Here is a 22,551-nt window from a genome sequence, read left to right on the forward strand (position 1 = left end):
AAATCTCGTAGAACTGAGACAATCAATAGATAGTCCAGCAAATGCCTAGAAGGAGCAAAGCTTCTTCGAAAGGATATGGATTATTTACAATAATAATTGATATTTAAAAAGACAAGTCAATTAAGGCTTGTCTTTTTTTGTGGTAAATATTTTTGAAAAATATTCTATAAATCTATTTATTATTATATTTTATCTTTATCTTTTATTAAATTTTTCTATTTACGGTTGAATCTTTATAAAAAGGGGAGGCCCAAGGGAACTCTTACGTAGGCTCAAAAGCAAAATATAGTCATGCATTCAGCATAATTTCAAATTAAAATCACCACAAAAAACTAAAACTCAATTCCTTCTCTATTTAAAATCTCAATAAAATCTCCACCGACTTTTATAATCCCTTCGTCTGCCATTTTTGATAGCTCCCTTGATAGGCTAGGTCTGGTGGTGGAGAGGTAGTCTGCTAGATCTTCCCTTTTCATTGAAAGTTTTACCTTGCCTTGATTTTCAGTTTCTAGGAGATATTTACAGATTTTTTGACGGAGACTTGCTTGGGAGGTGATTTGGTTTTTCTTTGATAGGGCCAGGCACTTGTGGGATAGGAAGTTTATATAGGATCTTAAAAAACTTTCCGGGCATGGGGGCTCGAAGATTTTCCTGAAATCTTTTATGATTAAAATTTTGCAAGAGCTGGCGCATTCGCAGTCAAATTCAAAGGGCTCTCCCAGATAGGAATAAACTTCGCCAAAAAGTGTGGGTTTTGTAAAGTTTTGGAAGATAAACCTCTTGCCATTTGAATCTATCTGGTAGACATTTAGGACGCCTTCCATTAGGTAAAATAAGTCACCACTCTTATCACCGGCCATAAAAATATACTCGCTCTTACCATAAGTTTTTTCTATAAATTCTGTCTTTGACCTTATGAGGTCAAGGTCTTGGTCTATTAAATTTTTAAAAATTTTTATTTCTCGTAAATCCATTAATATGTCCTTTCTAAGTCCTATTATACTTTATTTCTAAAGTTAAAAGTCGGCACGCTTGTGCCGACAATTATAAATATTACATAGTAAATCCTAAGTTCATGAGATTCTTCCTCGCCTTGCTCGTCTGCCTCTGCACGCTCTATGCCGCTAGGGCAATTTTCCTACCATACATTTGTCTCCTCGAGCCGACGGGCTTGCCTTAAATGTGGTTAGGGCTTCAAGAATGACAGGTGAGAAGTAATTTAGCCAATCATTTTTTCTAAGTCTTCTTCTACTGTTGAATTTGGAGCGATGTTGAAGTTTTCTACCAAAAAGTCAATAACTGTTGGACTTAAAAAGGCAGGAAGAGTTGGTCCTAGGTGGATGTTTTTAACTCCTAGTGAAAGTAGGGCAAGTAAGACTATGACTGCCTTTTGCTCATACCAAGCGATGTTGTAGGCGATTGGTAAATCATTTACATCATCAAGTCCAAAGACGTCTTTGAGGGCAAGGGCAATTTGAACCAGTGAGTAAGAATCGTTACATTGACCTGCATCTAAGACTCTTGGAATCCCGTTGATATCCCCAAGACCTAGCTTGTTGTAACGGTATTTTGCACAACCTGCTGTTAGAATAACAGTATCTTCTGGCAAAGATTTGGCAAAATCTGTGTAATAAGATCTCTTAGGATTTCTTCCGTCACAGCCCGCCATTACAACAAATTTCCTAATATTGCCAGCCTTTACTTCTTCCACAACCTTATCGGCAAGGGCAAGAACTTGGTTGTGGGCAAAACCACCTACAACCGTTATATCTTCAAGATTTTCTGGAGCCTGACATTTCTTTGCCATTTCAATTATTTGTGAAAAATCTTTAAAACCATTTTCGTCAGCTTCTATGTGGAAAGCTCCTGGGTAACCTGCGTTAGATGTTGTAAACATCCTATCTAGGTAAGTATTATCTTTTTTTGGTGGTACAATACAATTTGTTGTCATAAGGATTGGGCCGTTAAATTTCTCGAATTCTTCGTTTTGCTTCCACCAAGCATTGCCGTAATTACCATGGAAGTTGTCGTATTTTTTGAAGGCTGGGTAATAATTTGCAGGAAGCATTTCTGAGTGGGTGTAAACGTCAACTCCAGTTCCTTGGGTTTGTTCAAGGAGCATTTTCATATCGTGAAGGTCGTGGCCTGAAATTAAAATTCCAGGATTTTTTCCTGCAGAAAAATCTACTTCGGTAATTTCTGGATTGCCGTAAGTTTCGGTGTTGGCCTTATCTAGTAGGGCCATAGCTTTCACACCATGAGATCCTGTTTCCATTACAAGGTCGATTAAATCTGTAATTTCCTTGTCATTGTGAGTTGTTTTTGCAAGGGCAGATGCTATGAAGAAGTCGACTTCTTCGTCCCTATAGCCAAGCACGTTTGCGTGGTGGTTGTAGGCTGCCATGCCCTTTAGACCGTAGGTAATTAGCTCAACAAGGCTTCTTTCATCCTCATTAATAATATTTAAAACCCCGACTTCAACTGCCTTTCTTATTAATTCCTCATCGTCGTATGATATGTATTTTTCAATATCAGTTAGACCTTCTGTGCCAATTTTACCCATGATTTTTTCCTTAAAGGCCATGGTTTTCTTAATTGCATCTAAAATCGCACTTTCATCGAAATTTGCATTGGTAATGGTAATGAAAAGATTGTTTGAAATCCTATCGTAGACCTTGGCACAAGCCTTGCCTTTTTTTACCACAAGTCCTGCTAGACCCTTGGTTGTATAAATTAAAAGGTCTTGGAGGTTGGCTACAGATTCATTTTTACCACAAACCCCAACCTTACTGCATCCTTTATTTCCAGCTGTTTCTTGACATTGATAACAAAACATATATTTTTCCTCATTTCTTTTTTTCTCAAACTTTTATCTTATAATCCTATTATAAAAAAATTTAGGAAAGATATCCGTAACTAATGTTACAAGGATAGCTTTTTAATTTTGAAAATAATATAAAAATTGTTTTAATATTATCTTTCATAAGAAAAGAATCTTGTGGTTCAAAAACTAATCAAGTATTATAATACCAAAATAAATAGGAAGACTTTGGCAAAGGAATCATCAATTAGTAGGAGTTAGAAAATGAGAATTAGTATAAAGAGAGCTATTGGACTTAATATAGTGGTAATTTTTATTCTAGCTATAACTTTTTTTGAAGATTTACAAATGAATAGTCCCCACCAGAAAGAAGCCTTATTAATTATTTTCTTAGGAGAGTTTGCTTATTGGCTAACTATTATAATCGGATTATATGTGATTAAAAGAAAAAATAATTTATAAGATGTTGTTCTTACAAATGTAGTTAAGCTTAAAATTACAAAAACAATAGAACTTGGTGGATATAACTATTATTTAGTATAAAATTTATATTTATTTACTATAGGCGAGCAATTGTGCTTGTCTTTTTTTATGTTGAAGTGATTCAAATCACATACAAGAAAGCTTTTTCCAGATAGAATAGGGGCAGATAGTCAAAAAAACTTCGGTTTTTAAAATATATATTAGGAGGAAAAAATGGAAGTAAAAGCATATGATGGATTTAAGGGCGAACTTTGGAAAGATGAAATCAATGTTCGTAACTTTATCCAAGAAAACTACACCCCATATGAAGGTGGAGATGATTTTTTAGCTGGTAAGAGCGAAAAGACTACAAAATTATTTGCTGTTGTAGAGGATTTGATTAATAAAGAAATCAGAGAATCTTACAGAAATGCAGATACAAGCAGGTTTTCTTCTATAGACGGTTTTGATGCTGGCTATATTGACAAGGAAAACGAGGTCATAGTTGGTCTTCAAACTGATGAAGTTCTAAAAAGAATAGTTAACCCTTACGGTGGTTACAGGATGGTTGAGCAATCCCTTGAGGCTTATGGCCAAGAGATGGATCCTGTTCAAGCAAAATATTTCAAAGAATTTAGAAAGACTCACAATGAGGGTGTTTTTGATGCCTATACCAAGGATATGAGAACAGCTAGACACGTTGGTCTTTTAACAGGTTTGCCAGATGCCTATGGTCGTGGTAGGATTATCGGCGATTATAGAAGAGTTGCCCTTTATGGTATTGATAGGCTAGTTGAAGAAAAGAAAAAAGACCTAGATAAGATTGAAATTGATGAAAATAACCTAGAAGCAACTATCAGACTAAGGGAAGAAGTTAGCGAGCAAATCAGAGCCCTTGGCAAGATTAAAAATATGGCAGCTAAGTATGGTATAGATATTTCTAAACCTGCTACAAATGCGAGAGAAGCAGCCCAATTCTTATACCTTGGCTACCTTGCAGCTGTTAAGGAAAACAATGGTGCAGCTATGTCAATTGGTAGAAATGCAGGCTTCCTAGATATTTATATCAAGAGAGATATGGATAGGGGCATCCTTGATGAAGTTGGAGCTCAAGAAATAATTGACCAACTTGTTATCAAATTAAGACTTGTTCGCCACCTAAGAACTCCAGACTATGATGAAGTTTTCGGTGGAGATCCAACTTGGGTTACAGAATCAATCGGTGGTATGGGTCTAGATGGTAGGACTCTTGTAACAAAGACAGCCTTCAGATACCTAAATACCCTTATAAACCTAGGATCAGCTCCAGAACCAAACATGACAATCCTTTGGGCTGAAAAACTTCCTGAAGGTTGGAAGAAGTTCTGCTCTAAGGTTTCTATCATGACAGATTCTATTCAATATGAAAATGATGACCTAATGAGAAATATGTACGGCGATGACTATGCTATAGCTTGTTGTGTATCTGCTATGGAAGTTGGCAAGGAAATGCAATTCTTTGGCGCTCGTGCCAACCTTGCAAAATCACTCCTTTATGCAATAAATGGTGGAGTTGACGAAAAGAAGAAAAACAAGGATGGTAGCATAATTAGGTTATTTAATGATGTTGAGCCAATTACAACAGAATATCTTGACTATGACAAAGTTCTTGCAAATTACAAAAAAGTCTTATCTGAACTAGCAGGCCTATATGTGAAGACCCTCGATGTTATCCATTTCATGCACGATAAATATGCTTATGAAGCAGGTCAAATGGCCCTTCATGATACCTATGTTAAGAGAAATCTAGCAACAGGTGTGGCTGGTCTTTCAATCGCAGCTGACTCACTTTCTGCAATCAAATATGCAAAAGTAAAACCAGTTAGGGATGAAAATGGCATAGCAATCGACTTTGAAACAGAAGGCGACTTCCCTAAATATGGTAACGATGATGACAGAGTAGACCAAATCGCTGTTGATATCCTAACCTATTTCTCTAATGAACTTAAGAAACACGCTACCTACAAAAATGCTAAACTAACCCTATCTGCCCTTACAATTACATCAAATGTAATGTATGGTAAAAAGACAGGTACAACACCAGACGGCAGAAAGGCAGGCGAACCATTTGCTCCAGGTGCAAACCCAATGCACGGTAGGGACGAATCAGGTGCTCTTGCAAGTCTTAACTCTGTAGCTAAACTTCCTTATGAATGTGTATGTGAAGACGGTATTTCAAACACCTTCTCAATCGTACCTGACGCTTTAGGCAAGGAAGATGAAGTGAGAATAGATAACCTTGTAAACATCATGGACGGATATTTTGGCCAAGATGCCTTCCACCTAAATGTAAACGTCCTTCAAAGAGAAAAACTCCTAGACGCTTACCACAACCCAGACAAGTATCCAAACCTCACTATCAGAGTTTCTGGCTATGCTGTTCACTTCAACAGACTTACAGATGAACAAAAGAGAGAAGTTCTAGAAAGAACCTTCCACAACCACCAATAAGATAAGGAGGCCTTATGGCAAAATTACATTCAATTGAAACAATGGGCCTGGTAGACGGACCAGGGATAAGGACAGTGTTCTTCCTTTCTGGTTGCCCACTAAGATGTGTATTTTGCCACAATCCAGACACCCAATCCCTAGACTATGGTAGGGATGTAACGGTAGATGAGATTGTAAAAAGAGCCCTAAGAATGAAACCCTACTTCAAAAACGGAGGTGGAGTCACCCTTTCGGGTGGCGAGCCTCTGGCAAGTGGGGCTTTTGTGCTTGAAACCATAAGAGCCCTCCACAAGGAAGCCATCCATGTGGCAGTGGATACTTCAGGTGTGGGTGATGAAAAATATTACGATGATATAGCCAGAGAAGCCGACCTAATTCTCTTGGATATCAAACATTATGATCCCTACTTCTTTTATGAAATAACAAAAAATTACCAAGACAAACTCATAAAATTTATGGAATCAATCAAAAAAACTGATACCAGGGTCTGGATAAGACACGTAATGATGCCCTTTGTCACAGATACCAAAGAGGATATGGATGGGCTTGTTGACTTTATTAGGCCAATAAAGGCAAATATTGATAAGATAGAAATTCTTCCCTACCACAAGTTGGGAGTGTGTAAATATGCAGATTTGGGCAAGCCATACAGGATTAAAAACATGGAGGCCATGGATAAGGATAAGGCAAAAAACTTTGAAATTTATGCTAACAATATGTTAAAATCTTTGTAGGAGCAAATTATGAACGACTACAAAAAAGATGAAAAAAGTTTTTTGGCCTTTTTATCCGATCAAGAATTACAACGTTTTAAGTACAGACCCCAAGTTTTAGCCTACAGGAGGGGAGATATGATATTTTCCTTTGGTGACTCGGCTGATTTTATGTATATAATCCTCGAGGGTTTTATAAAAATATCCACCTACCTTTCTGACGGCAGGGAGCAGATTTTGTATATTTACGGCGAGGGAGACTTTGTTGGTGCCCACAACCTTCTTACCGAAGAGGAATACATCTATGAGGCGAGGGCCTTAACCAAGGCCAAACTCTTGATAATATCAAGGATTGACTTCAATAGTATCCTCAAAAAAAATAACAAAGTTCTAATCAAAATCCTAGACCAATCCTTCAGGAGGATTAGGAGATCTGAAGAGCTTATAGACAGGCTTTCGACCATAAATGCAGACATGAAAGTCGCCAAACTCCTCTTGGACTTGGCAGATGATGTTGGCATAGTCAAAAAAGACGGAGTTTTGATTACATCCCACCTTAGCCGTGAGGAACTGGGGTCTTATTCGGGTGTTGTGAGAGAAACCCTTTCGAGGAAGTTATCAAACTTTGAAAAGATGGGCTTAATCAAGATTATCGGTAGGAATGAAATCCTAATAACCAATATAAGAGCCCTTGAAAAGATGACCTCATAAGCAACGACTGTTTAATTTGTCGAAAAGTGGGGGGAATCTTACAAACATTAGGCTCGGTTTTTGAGTCAATAAATTTGATAATAGCACGAATGAAAAGACTTCCTTGTGGAGTCTTTTTTTGTTTAATTTGATAAAAACTTCTCTTCCGGTATCATGGTGGGACGGAGGAAATATGAATAAACAAACATTTAAGATAATGCTCGCCTATGTTGGCGTCCTCACAGGTGCAGGACTTGCCTCGGGCCAAGAGCTTTTGCAATACTTTGTCTCGCTTGGAATAAATGGACTTGTCGGTATAAGCCTAGTAGGCATCCTACATATGGTAATCGGTGGGATTTTATTAATTCTCGGTAGCCACTATCTGGCGACCGACCATTCCGATGTATTTGACGAAATCACTAACAAATTTATTTCAAAATTTATGGACATATCCTTGATATTCACCTGCTTTGTAGTTGGTTTTGTCATGCTTGCAGGGGCGGGGTCTAACCTAAACCAGGCCTTTGGTCTAAATGTCAACGTTGGTAGGGTCTTATGTGCCCTTTTAATAATTGTCGTTGGCATGATGGATTTTTCCAAGGTAAGCAAGATAATAGGATCATTTACACCCTTTATCGTGGGTTTTGTCCTAATCGGGTCTGTCTACACCTTTATTAAATTCAAGCCAGACTGGCAAGCCCTAAATGCCTTCGCGGTAAAACTTCCATCAAACTTTGATAATGTAGGCTTTGCAGTCCTAAATTATTTTGGAATGTGCCTAATGACAGCAGTTTCCATGGGCCTTGTACTAGGTGGAGATGAATTAAGCACAGAAAATGCCGGCAAAGGTGGCCTAATGGGAGGCGCTATTGTTGGAATCATGGGAGTCTTAATAACCTTGACCCTCTTAATAAGAGTCGAAGAAGTATATAATCTTGACATACCAATGCTTTACATCATAGAAGATATCAGTCCAATTCTAGGATTTGTCATGGCTCTGGTAGTATTTGGGATGATATTTAATACAGGAATTTCACTTTTTTATGCCCTAGCAAGGAGATTTTCAAACGGGGAAGAAAGACGATTTAAAATCATGCTTGTAACAATCACAGGCGTAGGCTTTATCCTTTCCTTCCTAGGCTTTAAGAAATTAGTTTCGATATTTTACCCAATAATCGGCTATATTGGAATATTCATGATGGCCCTTTTAGTCTTCGCCTACTTCAAAGAAAGATCAGCCATCAGACGAGAATCCATGAAAAGACTGGGAATCAGACACTACATGAGAAAAAAACTCGATGACGACCTAGACTTCACCAAACAAGATGAAGAAAGACTAAACAAACTAATAGACCGCTCCCACATAGACAACGACCAAATCGAGGAAAAGACAGAAGAAACCGTCCAAGAAGCCATAGACAACGACGAAGAACCTCTTACTGACCATGGGGAGAATTGAGAAAAGTGTCCGAAAGGGCACTTTTTTGTTAAATCTTTCTCAATCTGGGTATAATAGTTAGAAGGATCTAAAGGAGGTGTTTTTATTAGGTTTTATATAGGATATTTTTTTGTTTATGCCTTTATTGGTCGGATTATGGAGGTTTCTTACCAGGCTATTAAGACTGGGCGTTTTATTAATAGGGGGTTTTTGAATGGGCCTCTTTGTCCGATTTACGGTTTTGGGGCCTTGGGTGTGATTTATTTTTTGACTGATATAGCAAAGACCAATAAATTATACTTATTTTTTGGATCGATTTTTATAGCCACATCCCTTGAACTTGTTGGGGGGTTTCTTTTGGAGAAGATTTTCCACAAGAAATGGTGGGATTATTCTGATATGAGATTTAATCTTGGTGGCTATATTTGCCTTGAATTTTCAATTCTTTGGGGCCTTGCTTGCTTTGTTTTGTATGAGGCTATCCACCCTTTGATTGTAAGATTTTTTGCCTTTTTAAATCCAAAATTTATTTTTTATGCTAACATAATTTTATTGGCAATTTTTGCTGTGGATATGGCACAGACTATTCTGACCCTGGTTGGACTTAATAAGAAGTTTAAAAAACTCCAAGCTGCAAGCGAAGATATTAGAGAAGTTTCTGATGATATTGGCAAGCGTGTCTACGACAGGACCATGTCTATCAAGGAGAAGAGAGAAGAAATCAAACCAAGGGTTAAGGAACTTGAGGCAAAGAGAAATAAAATTAGGATGGATATAGCTAATAAATTTGATAAGATGAGTGAAAAACGACTTATAAAGGCCTTTCCAAATTTAATAGAAGACCTTGTTGAAAAAATTGACAAAGATATAGAGAACATAGAAAAATAGGGCCCTAGGTCCTATTTTTTAATATTTACTTGCTAAAAGGAGTATAATTTAAACAATAAAACTTATACAATTTATTTATTGGAGGTAAGGATGCTTGATAATAAAGGTTTTGACCTATGGGCAGATGGATATGACGAAAGTGTCGGTCTTTGTGATGAGGAAAATACCTATCCATTTGCAGCTTATAAGGATATTTTAAATGCTATTTATAAGGATGTCTTAGGAGCTGAAGCAAAAAATGTTTTGGATATAGGTTTTGGTACGGCAACGCTCGCAAGTCGTTTATATGACAAGGGCCTAACTATCTATGGCCAAGATTTTTCTGAGGAAATGATGAAAATCGCCAAAGAAAAGATGCCGAATGCAAATTTATATGTAGGTGACTTTGGAAGAGGGCTGGTTTCATCCTTGTTAAACCATAAGTATGATGCGATAGTTGCGACATATTCACTTCATCATTTAAGTGATGAGGATAAGGTTTCATTCATAAAAACTTTGCTTTCCCTTTTGAATGTTGGTGGAAAGATATATATTGGAGATGTGGCTTTCAAAACAAGGAGAGATTTAGAAGCTACAAGGGAAAAATTTAAGAACGAATGGGATGAGGATGAATTTTATTTTGTCTATGACGAGCTAAAAAACCACTTTAGTAATCTAGACTTCATCACATATTCTTATTGTTCAGGCATCTTAACTATCACAAACTAAACTTAGCTAAGTTTTATTATAGTATAAGCTTTTCTAGAGCCAAGGAGAGCTAGGATTTAGCAGGCTTCAGTGGGGGAGTTGTGAATTGTAAATAAATTTTATAAATGTAAAATGATATTAAGTTTCTTAAAAAAGGAGTTATGATGAAAATTATAGTAATGGGTATGGGTTATGTTGGTCTTTCAAATGCAGTCCTACTCGCCCAAACAAATGAGGTTATAGGCCTTGAAATTGACCAAAAAAAGGTTGATCTAATCAATAATAAAAAATCACCCCTAAAGGACGATTACCTAATAGATTATCTGGCCAATAAAAAATTGAATCTTATCGCTAAAACAAGCGGAGAGGAGGACTTTAAGGATTGTGACCTTGCCATCCTTGCCCTACCAACAAACTACGACGAAGTGGAGAAATTTTTCGACACTTCCTTCTTAGATGACGCTATAAAAATGATAAAATCTATTAGAAAAGATTTACCAATCCTAATCAAATCAACTATTCCAATCGGATATACTGAGGGAAAAAACAAAGAGTTTAACTGTGAGAACATAATTTTCTCGCCAGAATTTTTAAGGGAGGGCAGGGCTCTTTACGATTCCCTTCACCCTTCAAGGATAATTGTCTCAGATAAGACTGAAATCGGCAAAAAAATTGCTGACCTTTATAAGTCTGAAGCTTTAAATAATCCTGATGTGATTTTGATGGGAAGAAGTGAGGCAGAGGCTGTAAAACTTTTTGCTAACACCTACCTTGCTATGAGGGTGTCATTTTTTAACGAACTTGATAACTACGCCATAGCTAAGGGCCTTGATTCCAAATCTATTATAGAAGGTGTTTCTGCCGATCCAAGGATAGGTGACCACTACAACAACCCATCCTTCGGCTATGGTGGCTATTGTCTTCCAAAAGATTCCAAGCAACTTTACGCCAATTACGAAAATATTCCGTCAGCCCTTTTTAAGTCAATTATCGATTCAAATGAAGTGAGAAAAGACTTTGTAAGCGAGGACATCCTTGCTAAAAATCCTCAAACCATCGGCGTTTATAGGTTGGTTATGAAAAAGGGTTCGGATAATTTTAGGAAGTCTGCGATTTTTGATGTAATAAATAACCTAAAATCCAAGGGCGCAAACCTTGTAATTTACGAGCCAAACCTAGATGGCGATGACTTTGAAGGCATGAAGTTAATTCGCAACTTAGAAGACTTTAAGAAGGTTGACCTGATAATTGCAAACAGGGTTGAAGACGACCTTAAAGATGTAAAAAACAAACTTTATACCAGAGATTTATTTGAGAGGGACTAAATGACAGAAAAGAAAAATGTGCCCCAAGTCCATTCCAAGCTCAGAAAATCATTTATTTCTGTGCCAGAAGAAATTTATAAGGCAAGTGGCATCAAAATTTTTGATAAGAGGATAAAATCCTTGCTTTTCACTACCGACCTTGCCATAATTAGAAATTCAAATGCTGACTCAATCATGGCGGTCTATCCTTACACACCATTAAATTCCATCACTGAGGCCATTATTTCCATAGCTTCAGTTCCATGTTTTATCGGAGTTGGTGGTGGCACTACCCAAGGCCCAAGATCAAGGTTTGTGGCTTATTATGCAGAACTTGCAGGTGCCTACGGGGTTGTGGTAAATGGTCCAATTCCACACGAAGATATTAGGGAAATTTCAAAATTTGTTGACATACCTGTTATAGCTACTGTTTCGTCTTTGAAGGATGATTACAAGGCGAAGATTGAAGCTGGAGCAGAAATTTTAAATGTGTCTGGTGGTAAATATACAGCCGATCTCGTTCGCCATATTAGGGCAGATATTGGGGATGATTTTCCAATAATAGCTACAGGTGGCAAGGACGGTGAGTCTATACTTGAGACAATTAAAGCTGGAGCTAATGCCATTTCCTACACTCCACCATCTTCATCTGATGTTTTTGGCTCAATGATGGATACTTACAGAAATGAGGATATCTGATGTATAGTGGATATTTTACAGATGTTGGAAATATAAAAGTGGGCCACGCCCAAGACTTAGAAGGGGGCACAGGCCTTACAATCATCATTCCAGATTCCGGAAATACTGCAGGTGTTGATGTGAGAGGTGGGGCGCCGGGCACTCGTGAGACTGACCTATTAAACCCTATAAACCAAGTATCTGAAGTAAGTTCGATTATTTTATCGGGAGGCTCTGCCTACGGCCTTGAAGCGGCAAGCCACCTTATGAAAATTCTCGAAAAAGAAGGTAGGGGCTTTAATGTGGGAGTCGGGGTTGTGCCAATCATTAGCCAGGCTGTCTTATTCGACTTATCCTACAAAGATTCCAAGGCGAGACCAGATGCAAAGATGACTGAAAAAGCCTATAACAATGCTAGGTATGAAGATAAGAGTCAAGGAATAGTTGGCGCTGGCACAGGTGCCACAGTTGCCAAGGCACTTGGACCAGACCACTTGGTAAAATCAGGTCTAGGGCAAGCTTCTATAAAAAAAGGGGACTTGGTAGTCTCTGCTATAGTTGCTGTAAACGCCTTTGGAGATATTTTTGACTACCATAAGGCTCTCCAGCTTGCAGGGCCAATTGTGGATGGGAAAATGCTTAGGACTGTTGATATGATTGATAAAATCCTAGGATCTTTTGCTGACATAAAACCAGCCAACACAACAATCGGCGCTGTAGCCACCAACGCTACTTTCACCAAGACAGAGCTAACAAAAATAGCAGGCATGGCCCACGATGGCTATGCAAGGTCAATAAATCCTGTGCATACCCTCTTTGACGGCGATACAATTTTTTCATTAGCGACCAACAAAGTGCAAGCAAATATCAATCTCGTAGGAACACTCGCAGCAGAAGCCATGTCCATGGCGATTGCAAATGCGATTTACAGCTCGAGAGAAAAAAATAATTAAGTTTAAGACTAGTTTAGCTAGTCTTTTTTGTTGCTAAAGAAAAGAAGCTTATATTTGCCTTCACATCTTAAAACGTAGAATAAAATATTACTTATAAAATTATGATCAAGGTTAGAAGGATTTGATGGTTAAGCTAGCCGTTTTTTTAATTAGAATTTAATTAAAATTCTACTAATACTAAATTTTTTTTAGAAGCGAAGCTAAAATATAAGGGGTGTAGGCTTTAGGAATATGTAAAAAACACGTTTTTCTAATGATTTTTTGCTTAATTTAGAGTATTAATTACTTTCCTATAAAACCTTTTCATTAACAAAAAATTATGATATAATGAAAAAAAATGATAAGCTAAAAGGTGATAAGTTTTGTCATGTAAAATAAAAATGATAAATTAATCTCTACATATCCAATAATATTTTTAATTTTACTTGTTAAATCTTATTTTTTTGATATTTATCATTTTGTTTGCGAATCTAATTTTTAAAGTAGAAATATGTAATAGAAGGGGTGGTTAGAATGTTCACATAAGAAATCCAGCTAATTACAAAGGACGATACTGTATTATTTTTGAAAATTTTAGGAGAATTTATGAAATATTTAAAAGAATTTTGTTATATACTTTTTTTCTTATTGTTGGGCTTTATTGCTAAGAAACTAACAGGACTACCAATTCCAGAACCAGTTTTTGGTATGATTTTCTTATTTATTGCTCTTTGCAGCAAGTTCCTAAAGGTAGACGATATTGGGGAAACATCTGATTTTCTAACATCAATCCTAGCCTTTACCTTCACACCACTTGGTGTTGCCCTTATGGTTCAATTTGATGTGATTAAGGATAATGCTGTGAAGATTCTTATAGTTATGACAGTTTCTTGCCTAATAACCATGGCTGTTACAGCAAAGGTTGTAGAATTAGTACAAAAAGTGAGGAAATAATATGAGTGAATTTTTAAATACATATGTAGCGGATAATGATTTTTTTGGGATTATCCTAAGTATAGTAATGTTTAGAATTGGGATGGTAATAAATAAAAAAACCAAAATCGCTGTCTTAAACCCACTTTTACTTGCTATTGTTTTTTGCATAATCTTCCTAAAATTAACTGGAATTTCTTATGAAAACTTCAACAAGGGTGGCAAGTATATTTCTTTTATGATTGCCCCAATCACTGTTGCCCTAGTAGTAAGCCTTTACAGAAATATTGAAAAATTAAAGGCCAACCTCATTCCGATTTTAATTGGCGTAATAGTTGGATCCTTTGTGGCTATCCTTTCAGCTTATCTTTTATCAAAGCTTTTTGGTTTTGATAGAGATTTGACCCTTTCAATGATGCCACAATCAGTTACAACACCAATCGCTAAGTCATTGACAGAAGAATATGTAGCCAAATTCGGTGCTGATGAAGTAACTATCAAAACTTTTGCAGCTATCACAGCTATCACAGTTATCCTAAGGGGAACTGTAGGTGCGATTGCTGCTCCAACTGTGATGAAGGTAATGAGAGTAAAAGACCCTGTTGCCCAAGGTATTGGAATTGGTACATCTAGCCACGCTATGGGTACATCAAAGGCTATCGAAATGGGTGAAGTTGAAGGAGCCATGAGTGGTCTATCTATAGCAGTAGCTGGTATTTGCACTGTTGTATTGATGCCATTATTTATAATTCTATTATTCTAATATTTCCCAAGGTTTAATATTAGATGACTAAAAAAATTTTTATGTACACAGGAAAGGGCGGGGTTGGCAAGTCAACCCTTGCCAGCTCTACTGCCCTTATTTCTGCTAAAAAAAATATAGAAACTATCTTGATAAGTATAGATTCAGCCCATAGTTTATCCGATATTTTTTCTATAAAAATAGGAAATACCTTAACAAAGGTCAGAGATGGTCTAACTGCAATTGAATTTGATAGCTCAAAGATTTTAGAAGAAGAATTTCCAAGCATAAAGGCAAGCCTAGCTAACGAGTTTAGGAAGGTTGATTTTTCAAAAATCTCCTACAATTCAAGTTTTGATATGCCCTTTGTTGTGAATATCCTTTCCTTGCTTAAAATCCTTGATATATACGAAAATTACGACTTTGAAAATATAGTTGTGGATTGTCCTGCTTCGGCATCTACCTTTGCCTACTTAAAAATTCCTGAGATGCTTAGCTGGTATCTGGAAAAATTTTTTGGTGTTGGGAAGGGTATTATTAGGACCTTAAGGCCTATATCCAAGTATAAATACCAGATTGATTTGCCGGATAAGGAAGCTTTGGATAAGCTGGAAGTTACTTATCAGAGGTTGAAAAAATTAGAAGATATCTTGAAGAATAAGACTATTTCGACAATAAGGTTGGTAGGACTTGCTGAAAAAATGGTAATTGAAGAGAGCAAAAGAGATTTTGCCTACCTAAGTTTATTTGATTATAATGTGGATGGATTTTTTGCAAACAGGTTGTTGGCAGATGAAGATATCGATTTTATCAAAAAACGCATCCAAATACAAAATAAAAGGCTTGAGGAGATTAAAGTTTGCTTTTATAATTTGCCAATTTATAAGATAGGTCTAATGAATAAGGACCTAAATAGTTTGGTTGATCTAGAAGATTTTGCTGATAGTTTAGACTTTAAAGATAATCTTTTAGATATAAGGCCTTTCAAAGAAGGTCATTACTTTGAAAAAATTCCTTATGGGTACATCCTTAAAATTAATATTCCGGCTGTTGAGGATGTGGAAGTTTATAAAAAAGGTTCTGACATAAATATTAAGCTTAAGGATATAAAAAGGATAATTAGCCTGCCAAATGTATGCATAAATTCAGAGATTGGCAAGTATTATTGTCAGGGTGATGAACTTTTTATCTACTTAGAAAGTAAGGACCAAGAGGAGCTATCTGTATGAGAATTATTATAAACACTGGCAAGGGAGGGGTTGGCAAAACAACCATTTCTGCCCTTACAGCTATAAATATTTCAAAAAGATACAAGACCTTGGTTATTAGCAGTGACCTAGCCCACAGCTTAAGTGATTTGTTAGACATAAAATTAGATGATACACCTCGACAGGTTTCTAATAACTTGTATGCGCTTGAGATAAATGCAATTAAGGAGAGCAAGAAGGCTTGGGGCAATCTTAATCTTTACATAAGACAATTGGTAGAAGAAAATGCCTTGGATGACATTCAATTAGATGAATTGCTGTTATTGCCAGGTTTGGACGATGTGTTTTCCCTTTTAAAAATTTTAGAGATTTATAAGAGTGGAGAATTTGAAGTCCTTGTTGTGGATTGTGGACCTAGTGGTGAGACTATTTCTCTCTTGTCTACGGGAGAAAAATTCAAGAATTTGGCAGATTCTTTAGTGCCTTTAGTTAAGAGATTTAACCGACTTTTCGGTAGTTTTATTGAAAAGCAAACAGAAGTTAAAAAACCTAAAGACATAGTTTTTGATGAATTTATAAGCTTATCTAAAAAATTATATGAACTTGAAAAAATCCTACAAGATCCAGCGCAAACTACAATTAGGTTTGTTACTAAGGCTAACAAGGTGGTGGCGAATGAAACTTTTCGTTCCTTTAGCCTTACAAATATGTACGATTTTTTAACTGATTGTATTTTTGTAAATATGATTTACCCAGAAGCTATGAGAAATTCATCTTATGATAATTTATTAGATGAAGAGGCTAGGATTATAAGGTCTATAGATGACTTTTTCAAGGAAGAAAAAGTTATCAAGTTAAGCCTAAAAGATTATGAGGTCATTGGTTTAGAAGCTTTAAATAGGCTTCATGACGAATATTTTGTGGACCAATATCTTGAAGATATTTTTATAGATAAAAAGTCCTTTGAATTAATCGAAGAAAAGGCGAGCAAGGTTATACTTATTAACCTTGACTATGCGAAAGGAGATGAGGTTAAGGTAGAGAAGATAGGTGAAGATTTAGAAATATCTTACCTAAATTTCAAGAGAAGGTTTAAGTTGCCAGATACGGTATCTTCAAGGAAGATAAGTTCATTTTCCCTAGAAGATAAGAAATTAAGAATTGTGTTGGATTATGATTAGAATATGAAAATGAGAGGTCATAAATATATGGAAGGAAAAATGGAATTATTTGATACTTTCGCCCAAAACCTTGAAAGTGTCAACGGCACTTGCTACAAGGTTAGTAAAAATGATTTGGCTGAAACAGTAGCCAAAATTTATAAGGACAATGCAATTGCTTCTACCTGTATGCTTGAAACAGACTTGGCCAAGGAAATAGGCTTAAGCGATTGCTTAAAAGCTAATGGTATCACAGTACATACAGACCATATTAGGTTAAATAGCGAAACCGATAAGGGTGGGATCACAGAAGTTCAATATGGTATAGCAGAGCTTGGCTCAGTAATCCAAGCTAGTGATAATGTAGATACAAGACTTATGGCGATTATGCCTGACTATTACATTGGAATAGTCAAGGGTTCAACAATTGTAAAAACATATGATGATATGTTTGATGTCCTAGCAGAATTAAAACCTTTCCCAAAATATGTGGGATTTATTACAGGTCCTTCAAGGACAGCAGATATTGAATGTGTTGGTACTGTGGGCGTTCACGGTCCTTTACAAATGAGCATTATTATTGTGACAGATCTATAATCTGAAGTATTGAGGAGATAAAAATGGTTGATACTATAAGTTTAAAAGATGAGATAAAGGACGCGCTTGATAACGCGACTTTAGGCAGGACCCTTGGTAATTTTTGTAAAACCTATCCACAAAGAAGGTTGAATTCTTACAAGGGTGTTGATTTCGAACAAACCCAACAAGCTATTAAAAAAGTAAAATCTTATGCAGCTGACCATGTTGATGAAATGATAGCTGAATTTAAGAAAAATTGTGAAGCTAGGGGCGGCCATGTTGTTGTAGTTAAAAGCAAGGAAGAAGCAGCTGAGTGGGTTAAAAACTTCATCAAAGTAAAAGACATAAAAACAGCTGTAAAATCAAAATCAATGTGTTCTGAAGAAATACATTTTAATAAAATTCTTAAGGATAATGGGGTAGAGTGCCAAGAAACTGACTTGGGTGAATTTATTATTTCCCTAGAAGAAAATACTCCAGTACATATGGTAATGCCTGCTCTTCACTTAAATAAGGAGCAGGTAGCAGACTTGTTCTCAGACTACACAAAGACAGACCACGCACCAGTTATTTCTGAAGAAGTTAGGACAGCAAGAAAGGTTATGAGGGATAAATTTACCCACGCAGACCTTGGTGTATCTGGCGCTAACGTTGCTGTTGCTGAAACCGGTACAGTTTTCACAATGACCAATGAAGGTAATGGTAGGATGGTAGGCACCTTGCCAAAAGACCACCTCTACATATTTGGTATAGAAAAATTTGTAAAATCTATTACTGATGCTAGGTGGATATTCAAGGCTCTTCCACGTAATGGTACTGCCCAAAGAATTACCTCTTACTTATCTCTCTACACTGGCGCTTGCGAAGTTGTTACAGATAAGGAAAATGATATCAAAGAAGATAAGGGATTTTACTGTCTAATCCTTGATGACCCAGGCAGAAGAGAAATCTTAGCAGAAGAAGAATACAGACAAATCTTTAACTGCATTAGGTGTGGAGCTTGTCTAGATGTTTGTCCAGCCTTTGCCTTAGTTGGTGGCCATGTTTACGGTTCAAATGTTTATACAGGTGGTATTGGTACCCTCCTAACCCATTTCTTAATTGATGAAAATAGGGCTAACCAAATCGAAAGTGTCTGCCTCCAATGTGGAAGGTGCAATGAAGTTTGTGGTGGTGGTCTACCAATAGCCCAAATGATCATGGGTATTAGGGAAGAAAATGTAAAGAAGAACCCAAACCCAGTTAAGAAATTTGCCCTAGATGCAGTAACAGATAGGAAACTTTTCCATTCACTTCTAAGGATAGCATCTATTGCCCAAGAGCCATTTACTAAGGGTGGCACTATGATTAGACACCTTCCTGACTTTGCAGCAGGCATGACAGGTGGCAAGGTTCTTCCATCAATTGCCAAGGTTCCATTAAGGGATATATTTGATGAAATTGACCAAAAAGTTGAAAACCAAAAGGGTACAGTTGCCCTATTTGCAGGATGTCTCTTAGACTTTGTTTATGTAGATACAGCTAAATCCTTGATTAAAAATATGAACTCAATTGGCTATAAGGTTGAATTCCCAATGGGTCAAGCTTGCTGTGGTTGTCCTGCTAGCAACATGGGTGATATAGAAAATGCAACCAAGGAAGCTGAGATAAATATAAAGGCTATGGATGCTGAAAAATACGATTATATCCTTCTTGCTTGTCCATCATGTACCCACCAACTCCAATCTTACAAGGATTTCTTTGAGGAAGGTACCGAGATGCACAAGAGGGCTGTGGAATTAGGTAGCAAGTGTGTTGACTTCTGCAAGCTTTTCCACGAAAAAGATACCCACGAAAACCATGGCGATGGCAAAAATGTTAAGGTAACCTACCATGATTCTTGCCACTTAAAGAGAACTTTGGGTGTCTTTGAAGAACCAAGGGACCTTCTAAAAGCAACTGAAGGTGTAGAATTTGTTGAAATGGAAGATAGCGATAACTGCTGTGGTTTCGCAGGATCTTACAATGTATTGTATCCAGATATTTCATCAAAAATCTTAAAGAATAAAATCGAAAATATTAAAAAGTCTGGAGCAGATGTTGTGGCTGTAGATTGTCCTGGTTGTATGATGCAAATCAGAGGTGGTCTAGAAGCAGAAGGCCTTGATATAAAGGTTAAACATACTTCAGAAATCATATCTGAAAAGAGAGGACTCATCTAAAAATGAACGTGATTGTAAGTGAGGCATTGACTAGGGAAAAGTTAATAGATGACTGTGTTTCTAAGGTTCATGAAGAGATAAAAAATATCTTATCCGACTATAAGTCCAGTCAAAATCTTTGCGATATAATCAAAGACGCCTTGACTTCAAGTGGGAAAATGCTTAGGACTAAGCTATTAATTAGTATAAGTCTTATGGGCGATGGAGAAATTTCAAAAAAAGTTATTTCCCAAGCTGCGGCTGTCGAGATAACCCACCTTGCATCACTTATTCACGATGATATTATAGATGATTCTACATTAAGAAGATCACACAAGTCAACTCAAGCGAAGTACGGCAAGGATGTAGCCGTATTCGCTGGGGACTATATGATAGCAAAAGTTTTTAGCTATTTGGCAAATGAAAACTTATATGACGAGATTAAAGTAATAGCCGATACAATAAAGCATATGTGCAACGGTGAAGTTGGGCAAAACCTTATAAAATACAGGCTTGACATGGGTGAAGATGAATATTTTGAAAATATTTCAGGCAAAACTGCTTCGTTTTTTAAGACTGTCTGCTATTTTGGAGCGAGAAATGCAGGTTTTGGCCAAATGGATACTGAAAGGATGGTAGCCTTTGGAGAAAATCTGGGCTTGATGTTCCAATTAAAGGATGACCTATTGGACCTATTTTCTAATAAACTTATTACTGGGAAGGAAGAATTCTCCGACATCAGGGAGGGGATTTATACCTATCCAGTCTTGCTTGGTCTAAAAGATGAAGATTACGGAGAAGAAATCCACCGTATCTTGCTAGAAAATAAGGAAAGAAAACTTGGAGAAGATGAATTAATAAGTTTGAGAAGGCTTTTGATAAAATCCAAGGCTGACACTTTGACTGCACTAAAAATAAGAGACTTGGCTGATGAAAACAGGTTTATCTTAGCTAGTATAGATGATAAGGATGTTATGTACTTGGAAAAAATTCTAGAAAAGGTGGAAAATAGCTGATGCAAACCTACCAAAGAATGACAGTAAAAAACATAATCAATTTTGCTAATCCAAAATCTTTTGTTGCTTCAGTTATACCTGCAATATTTGGCATCCTCCTTAGTTTGAAATTTGGCTATTCCATAAGTTTGATAAGAGCCTTGGCCTTGATATTTGCTTGCGTATTCCTTCAGGCATCTGTAAATACAATAAACGACTACAGTGATTTTGTAAATGGAGTTGATAGTATAGATGATAACCTAAAGGAAGACGACAACGTAATGTTTTATAACCATATCAGACCCAAAAGCGTTGACAATTTAGGCTGGATATTTTTAGGTCTTGGCATAGGTTTGGGGTTGTTAGCCTTAGATGGAATAAATTATGCCAGTATTGTAATCGGCATAATCGCAACCCTTACAGTTCTATTTTATTCTAAGGGGCCCTTTCCAATTTCATATTTGCCAATTGGAGAACTAACAAGTGGCCTTGTGATGGGTGGTTTGATACCTCTTGGAGTAAATGCTACTATTTCTGGCAGGTTAAACCCAGAAATATTAGCCCATTCCCTTCCCTTTATCCTTGGTATAGCCTTGATAATGATGAGCAACAATGCCAGCGATATAGAAAAAGACAAGAGGGCAAAAAGATATACCCTAGCTGTGGTCATGGGTAGGGAAAAAATCAGGATTTTATACAAAATCACTGTGGGACTTTGGATTGTAAGCCAGTTGGTTCTGACCTATTATTTGTTAGGCTATCTATTTCTCGGCATAAACCTAATCTTGTTTATGATTAAGGGGAAATTTCTTAAAAACCTAATTTTTGCAAGTCTTCTACCAGAAGCTAGGATTGGTCAGATGATGAGTATTGGCATGGCCAATGTTTTGATTAATGGTACTTACCTGCTTTGCCTAGCTTTGAGTTTTATAGGATCTTAGGATGAATAAGAGCAAAAAGGTCTACGATATATTCCAAAATATATCGCCATATTACGATAGGGCCAACGATAGGATTAGCCTAGGTTTGCAGAAAAAACGGAAAAACAAATTTGTAAGCGAGGTTTTAAAGACTATAAATGAAGATTCCTATCTCCTCGACCTTTGTTGTGGGACTGGGGATATAGGTCTTAGTTTGAAAGAAAAATCCCCTGCCAGGGTTGTGGGTGTGGATTTTTCGGAAAATATGCTAAAAATAGCTAAGGCTAAGGCTAAGGCAAAATCTTTTAAAAATATATCCTTCATCAAAGCTGATGTTAAAAATTTGCCTTTTAAGGACGAGACTTTTGATAATATTACCATTTCTTTTGGGCTTAGAAATACTGATGATTACAAAAAAGTTTTGGAGGAGATGGTCAGGGTTGGAAAAGATAAGGCTTTTGTATATGTGATGGATTCATTTACAATAGAAAATATTTTTATAAAACCATTTTATATTTTGTTTTTTAAATACCTTATGCCACTTTTAGGTGGGGGGATAAAAAGATATAAAGATTATGCTTGGTTATATGAATCAACCAAACTCTTTATTAGTCCCGAAGAATTGGTGAAGTTGTTTGAGTCTTTTGGATTAAAAAATATAAGGGTTAAAAAAATGCTATTTGGTGCTTGTGTTATAGTGAGTGGACAAAAAATTTAAACCAAAAAATTTA

The 22,551-nt window shown here is 36.5% G+C and carries 21 protein-coding genes; 19 read left to right on the forward strand and 2 right to left on the reverse strand.

Translation table 11 applies throughout. The features are described 5' to 3' along the window. Positions 1–332: 332 nt before the first annotated feature. Complete coding sequence (locus tag HMPREF1630_RS07320; RefSeq protein ID WP_037328444.1) at positions 333–974, reverse strand: Crp/Fnr family transcriptional regulator; 642 nt, start codon at positions 972–974, stop codon at positions 333–335. A 245-nt stretch (positions 975–1,219) separates the two neighbouring features. Further along, positions 1,220–2,836: a hydroxylamine reductase gene (gene hcp, locus HMPREF1630_RS07325; RefSeq protein WP_037328445.1), complete on the reverse strand. Its 1,617-nt coding sequence runs from the start codon at positions 2,834–2,836 to the stop codon at positions 1,220–1,222. A 249-nt stretch (positions 2,837–3,085) separates the two neighbouring features. On the opposite strand from hcp, the gene HMPREF1630_RS07330 reads away from it, so the two are divergent. The 19 genes from HMPREF1630_RS07330 (at position 3,086) to HMPREF1630_RS07420 (ending at position 22,538) form a co-directional block, all read left to right on the forward strand. Further along, entirely contained in the window at positions 3,086–3,283 is a 198-nt protein-coding gene (locus HMPREF1630_RS07330) for a hypothetical protein (RefSeq protein ID WP_037328446.1), read from the forward strand. A 234-nt stretch (positions 3,284–3,517) separates the two neighbouring features. After that, positions 3,518–5,773: a formate C-acetyltransferase gene (gene pflB / locus HMPREF1630_RS07335; protein WP_004828295.1), complete on the forward strand. Its 2,256-nt coding sequence runs from the start codon at positions 3,518–3,520 to the stop codon at positions 5,771–5,773. A gap of 14 nt (positions 5,774–5,787) precedes the next feature. Continuing rightward, on the forward strand, positions 5,788–6,507 hold the full coding sequence (gene pflA, locus HMPREF1630_RS07340) for a pyruvate formate-lyase-activating protein (protein ID WP_037328448.1): 720 nt from the start codon (positions 5,788–5,790) through the stop codon (positions 6,505–6,507). A 9-nt stretch (positions 6,508–6,516) separates the two neighbouring features. After that, entirely contained in the window at positions 6,517–7,197 is a 681-nt protein-coding gene (locus tag HMPREF1630_RS07345; RefSeq protein WP_037328450.1) for a Crp/Fnr family transcriptional regulator, read from the forward strand. A gap of 172 nt (positions 7,198–7,369) precedes the next feature. After that, on the forward strand, positions 7,370–8,635 hold the full coding sequence (locus HMPREF1630_RS07350; RefSeq protein ID WP_037328452.1) for a YkvI family membrane protein: 1,266 nt from the start codon (positions 7,370–7,372) through the stop codon (positions 8,633–8,635). 96 nt (positions 8,636–8,731) lie between these two features. After that, positions 8,732–9,502, forward strand: a complete 771-nt coding sequence (locus tag HMPREF1630_RS07355) for a putative ABC transporter permease (RefSeq protein WP_269319703.1) — start codon at positions 8,732–8,734, stop codon at positions 9,500–9,502. Positions 9,503–9,592: 90 nt separating this feature from the next. Then, a complete protein-coding gene (locus HMPREF1630_RS07360; protein WP_037328455.1) occupies positions 9,593–10,210 on the forward strand; it encodes a class I SAM-dependent methyltransferase in 618 nt (205 codons plus the stop codon). Between the two features lie 143 nt (positions 10,211–10,353). Next, positions 10,354–11,514, forward strand: a complete 1,161-nt coding sequence (locus tag HMPREF1630_RS07365) for a nucleotide sugar dehydrogenase (protein WP_037328456.1) — start codon at positions 10,354–10,356, stop codon at positions 11,512–11,514. After that, the gene (locus HMPREF1630_RS07370; protein ID WP_037328457.1) at positions 11,515–12,192 is read left to right on the forward strand and encodes a beta/alpha barrel domain-containing protein; all 678 of its coding nucleotides are present in this window, start codon (positions 11,515–11,517) and stop codon (positions 12,190–12,192) included. Then, the gene (locus HMPREF1630_RS07375; RefSeq protein ID WP_037328459.1) at positions 12,192–13,124 is read left to right on the forward strand and encodes a P1 family peptidase; all 933 of its coding nucleotides are present in this window, start codon (positions 12,192–12,194) and stop codon (positions 13,122–13,124) included. Before HMPREF1630_RS07370 ends, HMPREF1630_RS07375 begins: the two co-directional genes overlap by 1 nt. Positions 13,125–13,709: 585 nt before the next feature. Continuing rightward, entirely contained in the window at positions 13,710–14,057 is a 348-nt protein-coding gene (locus tag HMPREF1630_RS07380) for a CidA/LrgA family protein (protein WP_004828312.1), read from the forward strand. A gap of 1 nt (position 14,058) precedes the next feature. Further along, complete coding sequence (locus tag HMPREF1630_RS07385) at positions 14,059–14,799, forward strand: LrgB family protein (RefSeq protein ID WP_037328461.1); 741 nt, start codon at positions 14,059–14,061, stop codon at positions 14,797–14,799. A 41-nt stretch (positions 14,800–14,840) separates the two neighbouring features. Then, positions 14,841–16,007 carry an ArsA family ATPase gene (locus tag HMPREF1630_RS07390; RefSeq protein ID WP_231549529.1) on the forward strand — a complete coding sequence of 389 codons (1,167 nt, stop codon included), beginning with the start codon at positions 14,841–14,843 and terminating at the stop codon, positions 16,005–16,007. Continuing rightward, positions 16,004–17,167, forward strand: coding sequence for an ArsA family ATPase (locus HMPREF1630_RS07395; protein ID WP_037328464.1), 1,164 nt, complete (start codon positions 16,004–16,006; stop codon positions 17,165–17,167). The genes HMPREF1630_RS07390 and HMPREF1630_RS07395 overlap by 4 nt, the downstream gene beginning before the upstream one ends. A gap of 39 nt (positions 17,168–17,206) precedes the next feature. Then, complete coding sequence (locus tag HMPREF1630_RS07400; RefSeq protein ID WP_231549530.1) at positions 17,207–17,743, forward strand: LutC/YkgG family protein; 537 nt, start codon at positions 17,207–17,209, stop codon at positions 17,741–17,743. A 23-nt stretch (positions 17,744–17,766) separates the two neighbouring features. Then, positions 17,767–19,926 carry an L-lactate dehydrogenase (quinone) large subunit LdhH gene (gene ldhH, locus HMPREF1630_RS07405; protein ID WP_037328468.1) on the forward strand — a complete coding sequence of 720 codons (2,160 nt, stop codon included), beginning with the start codon at positions 17,767–17,769 and terminating at the stop codon, positions 19,924–19,926. 2 nt (positions 19,927–19,928) lie between these two features. Next, positions 19,929–20,921 (forward strand): polyprenyl synthetase family protein, encoded by a 993-nt coding sequence (locus HMPREF1630_RS07410; RefSeq protein ID WP_037328470.1) that lies wholly within the window; start codon positions 19,929–19,931, stop codon positions 20,919–20,921. Beyond that, positions 20,921–21,841: a prenyltransferase gene (locus HMPREF1630_RS07415; protein ID WP_037328471.1), complete on the forward strand. Its 921-nt coding sequence runs from the start codon at positions 20,921–20,923 to the stop codon at positions 21,839–21,841. The genes HMPREF1630_RS07410 and HMPREF1630_RS07415 overlap by 1 nt, the downstream gene beginning before the upstream one ends. Position 21,842: 1 nt before the next feature. After that, positions 21,843–22,538: a ubiquinone/menaquinone biosynthesis methyltransferase gene (locus HMPREF1630_RS07420; protein ID WP_037328474.1), complete on the forward strand. Its 696-nt coding sequence runs from the start codon at positions 21,843–21,845 to the stop codon at positions 22,536–22,538. Positions 22,539–22,551: the final 13 nt, after the last annotated feature.

Source organism: Anaerococcus lactolyticus S7-1-13 (genome assembly GCF_000758765.1).
Taxonomy (GTDB): domain Bacteria; phylum Bacillota; class Clostridia; order Tissierellales; family Peptoniphilaceae; genus Anaerococcus; species Anaerococcus lactolyticus.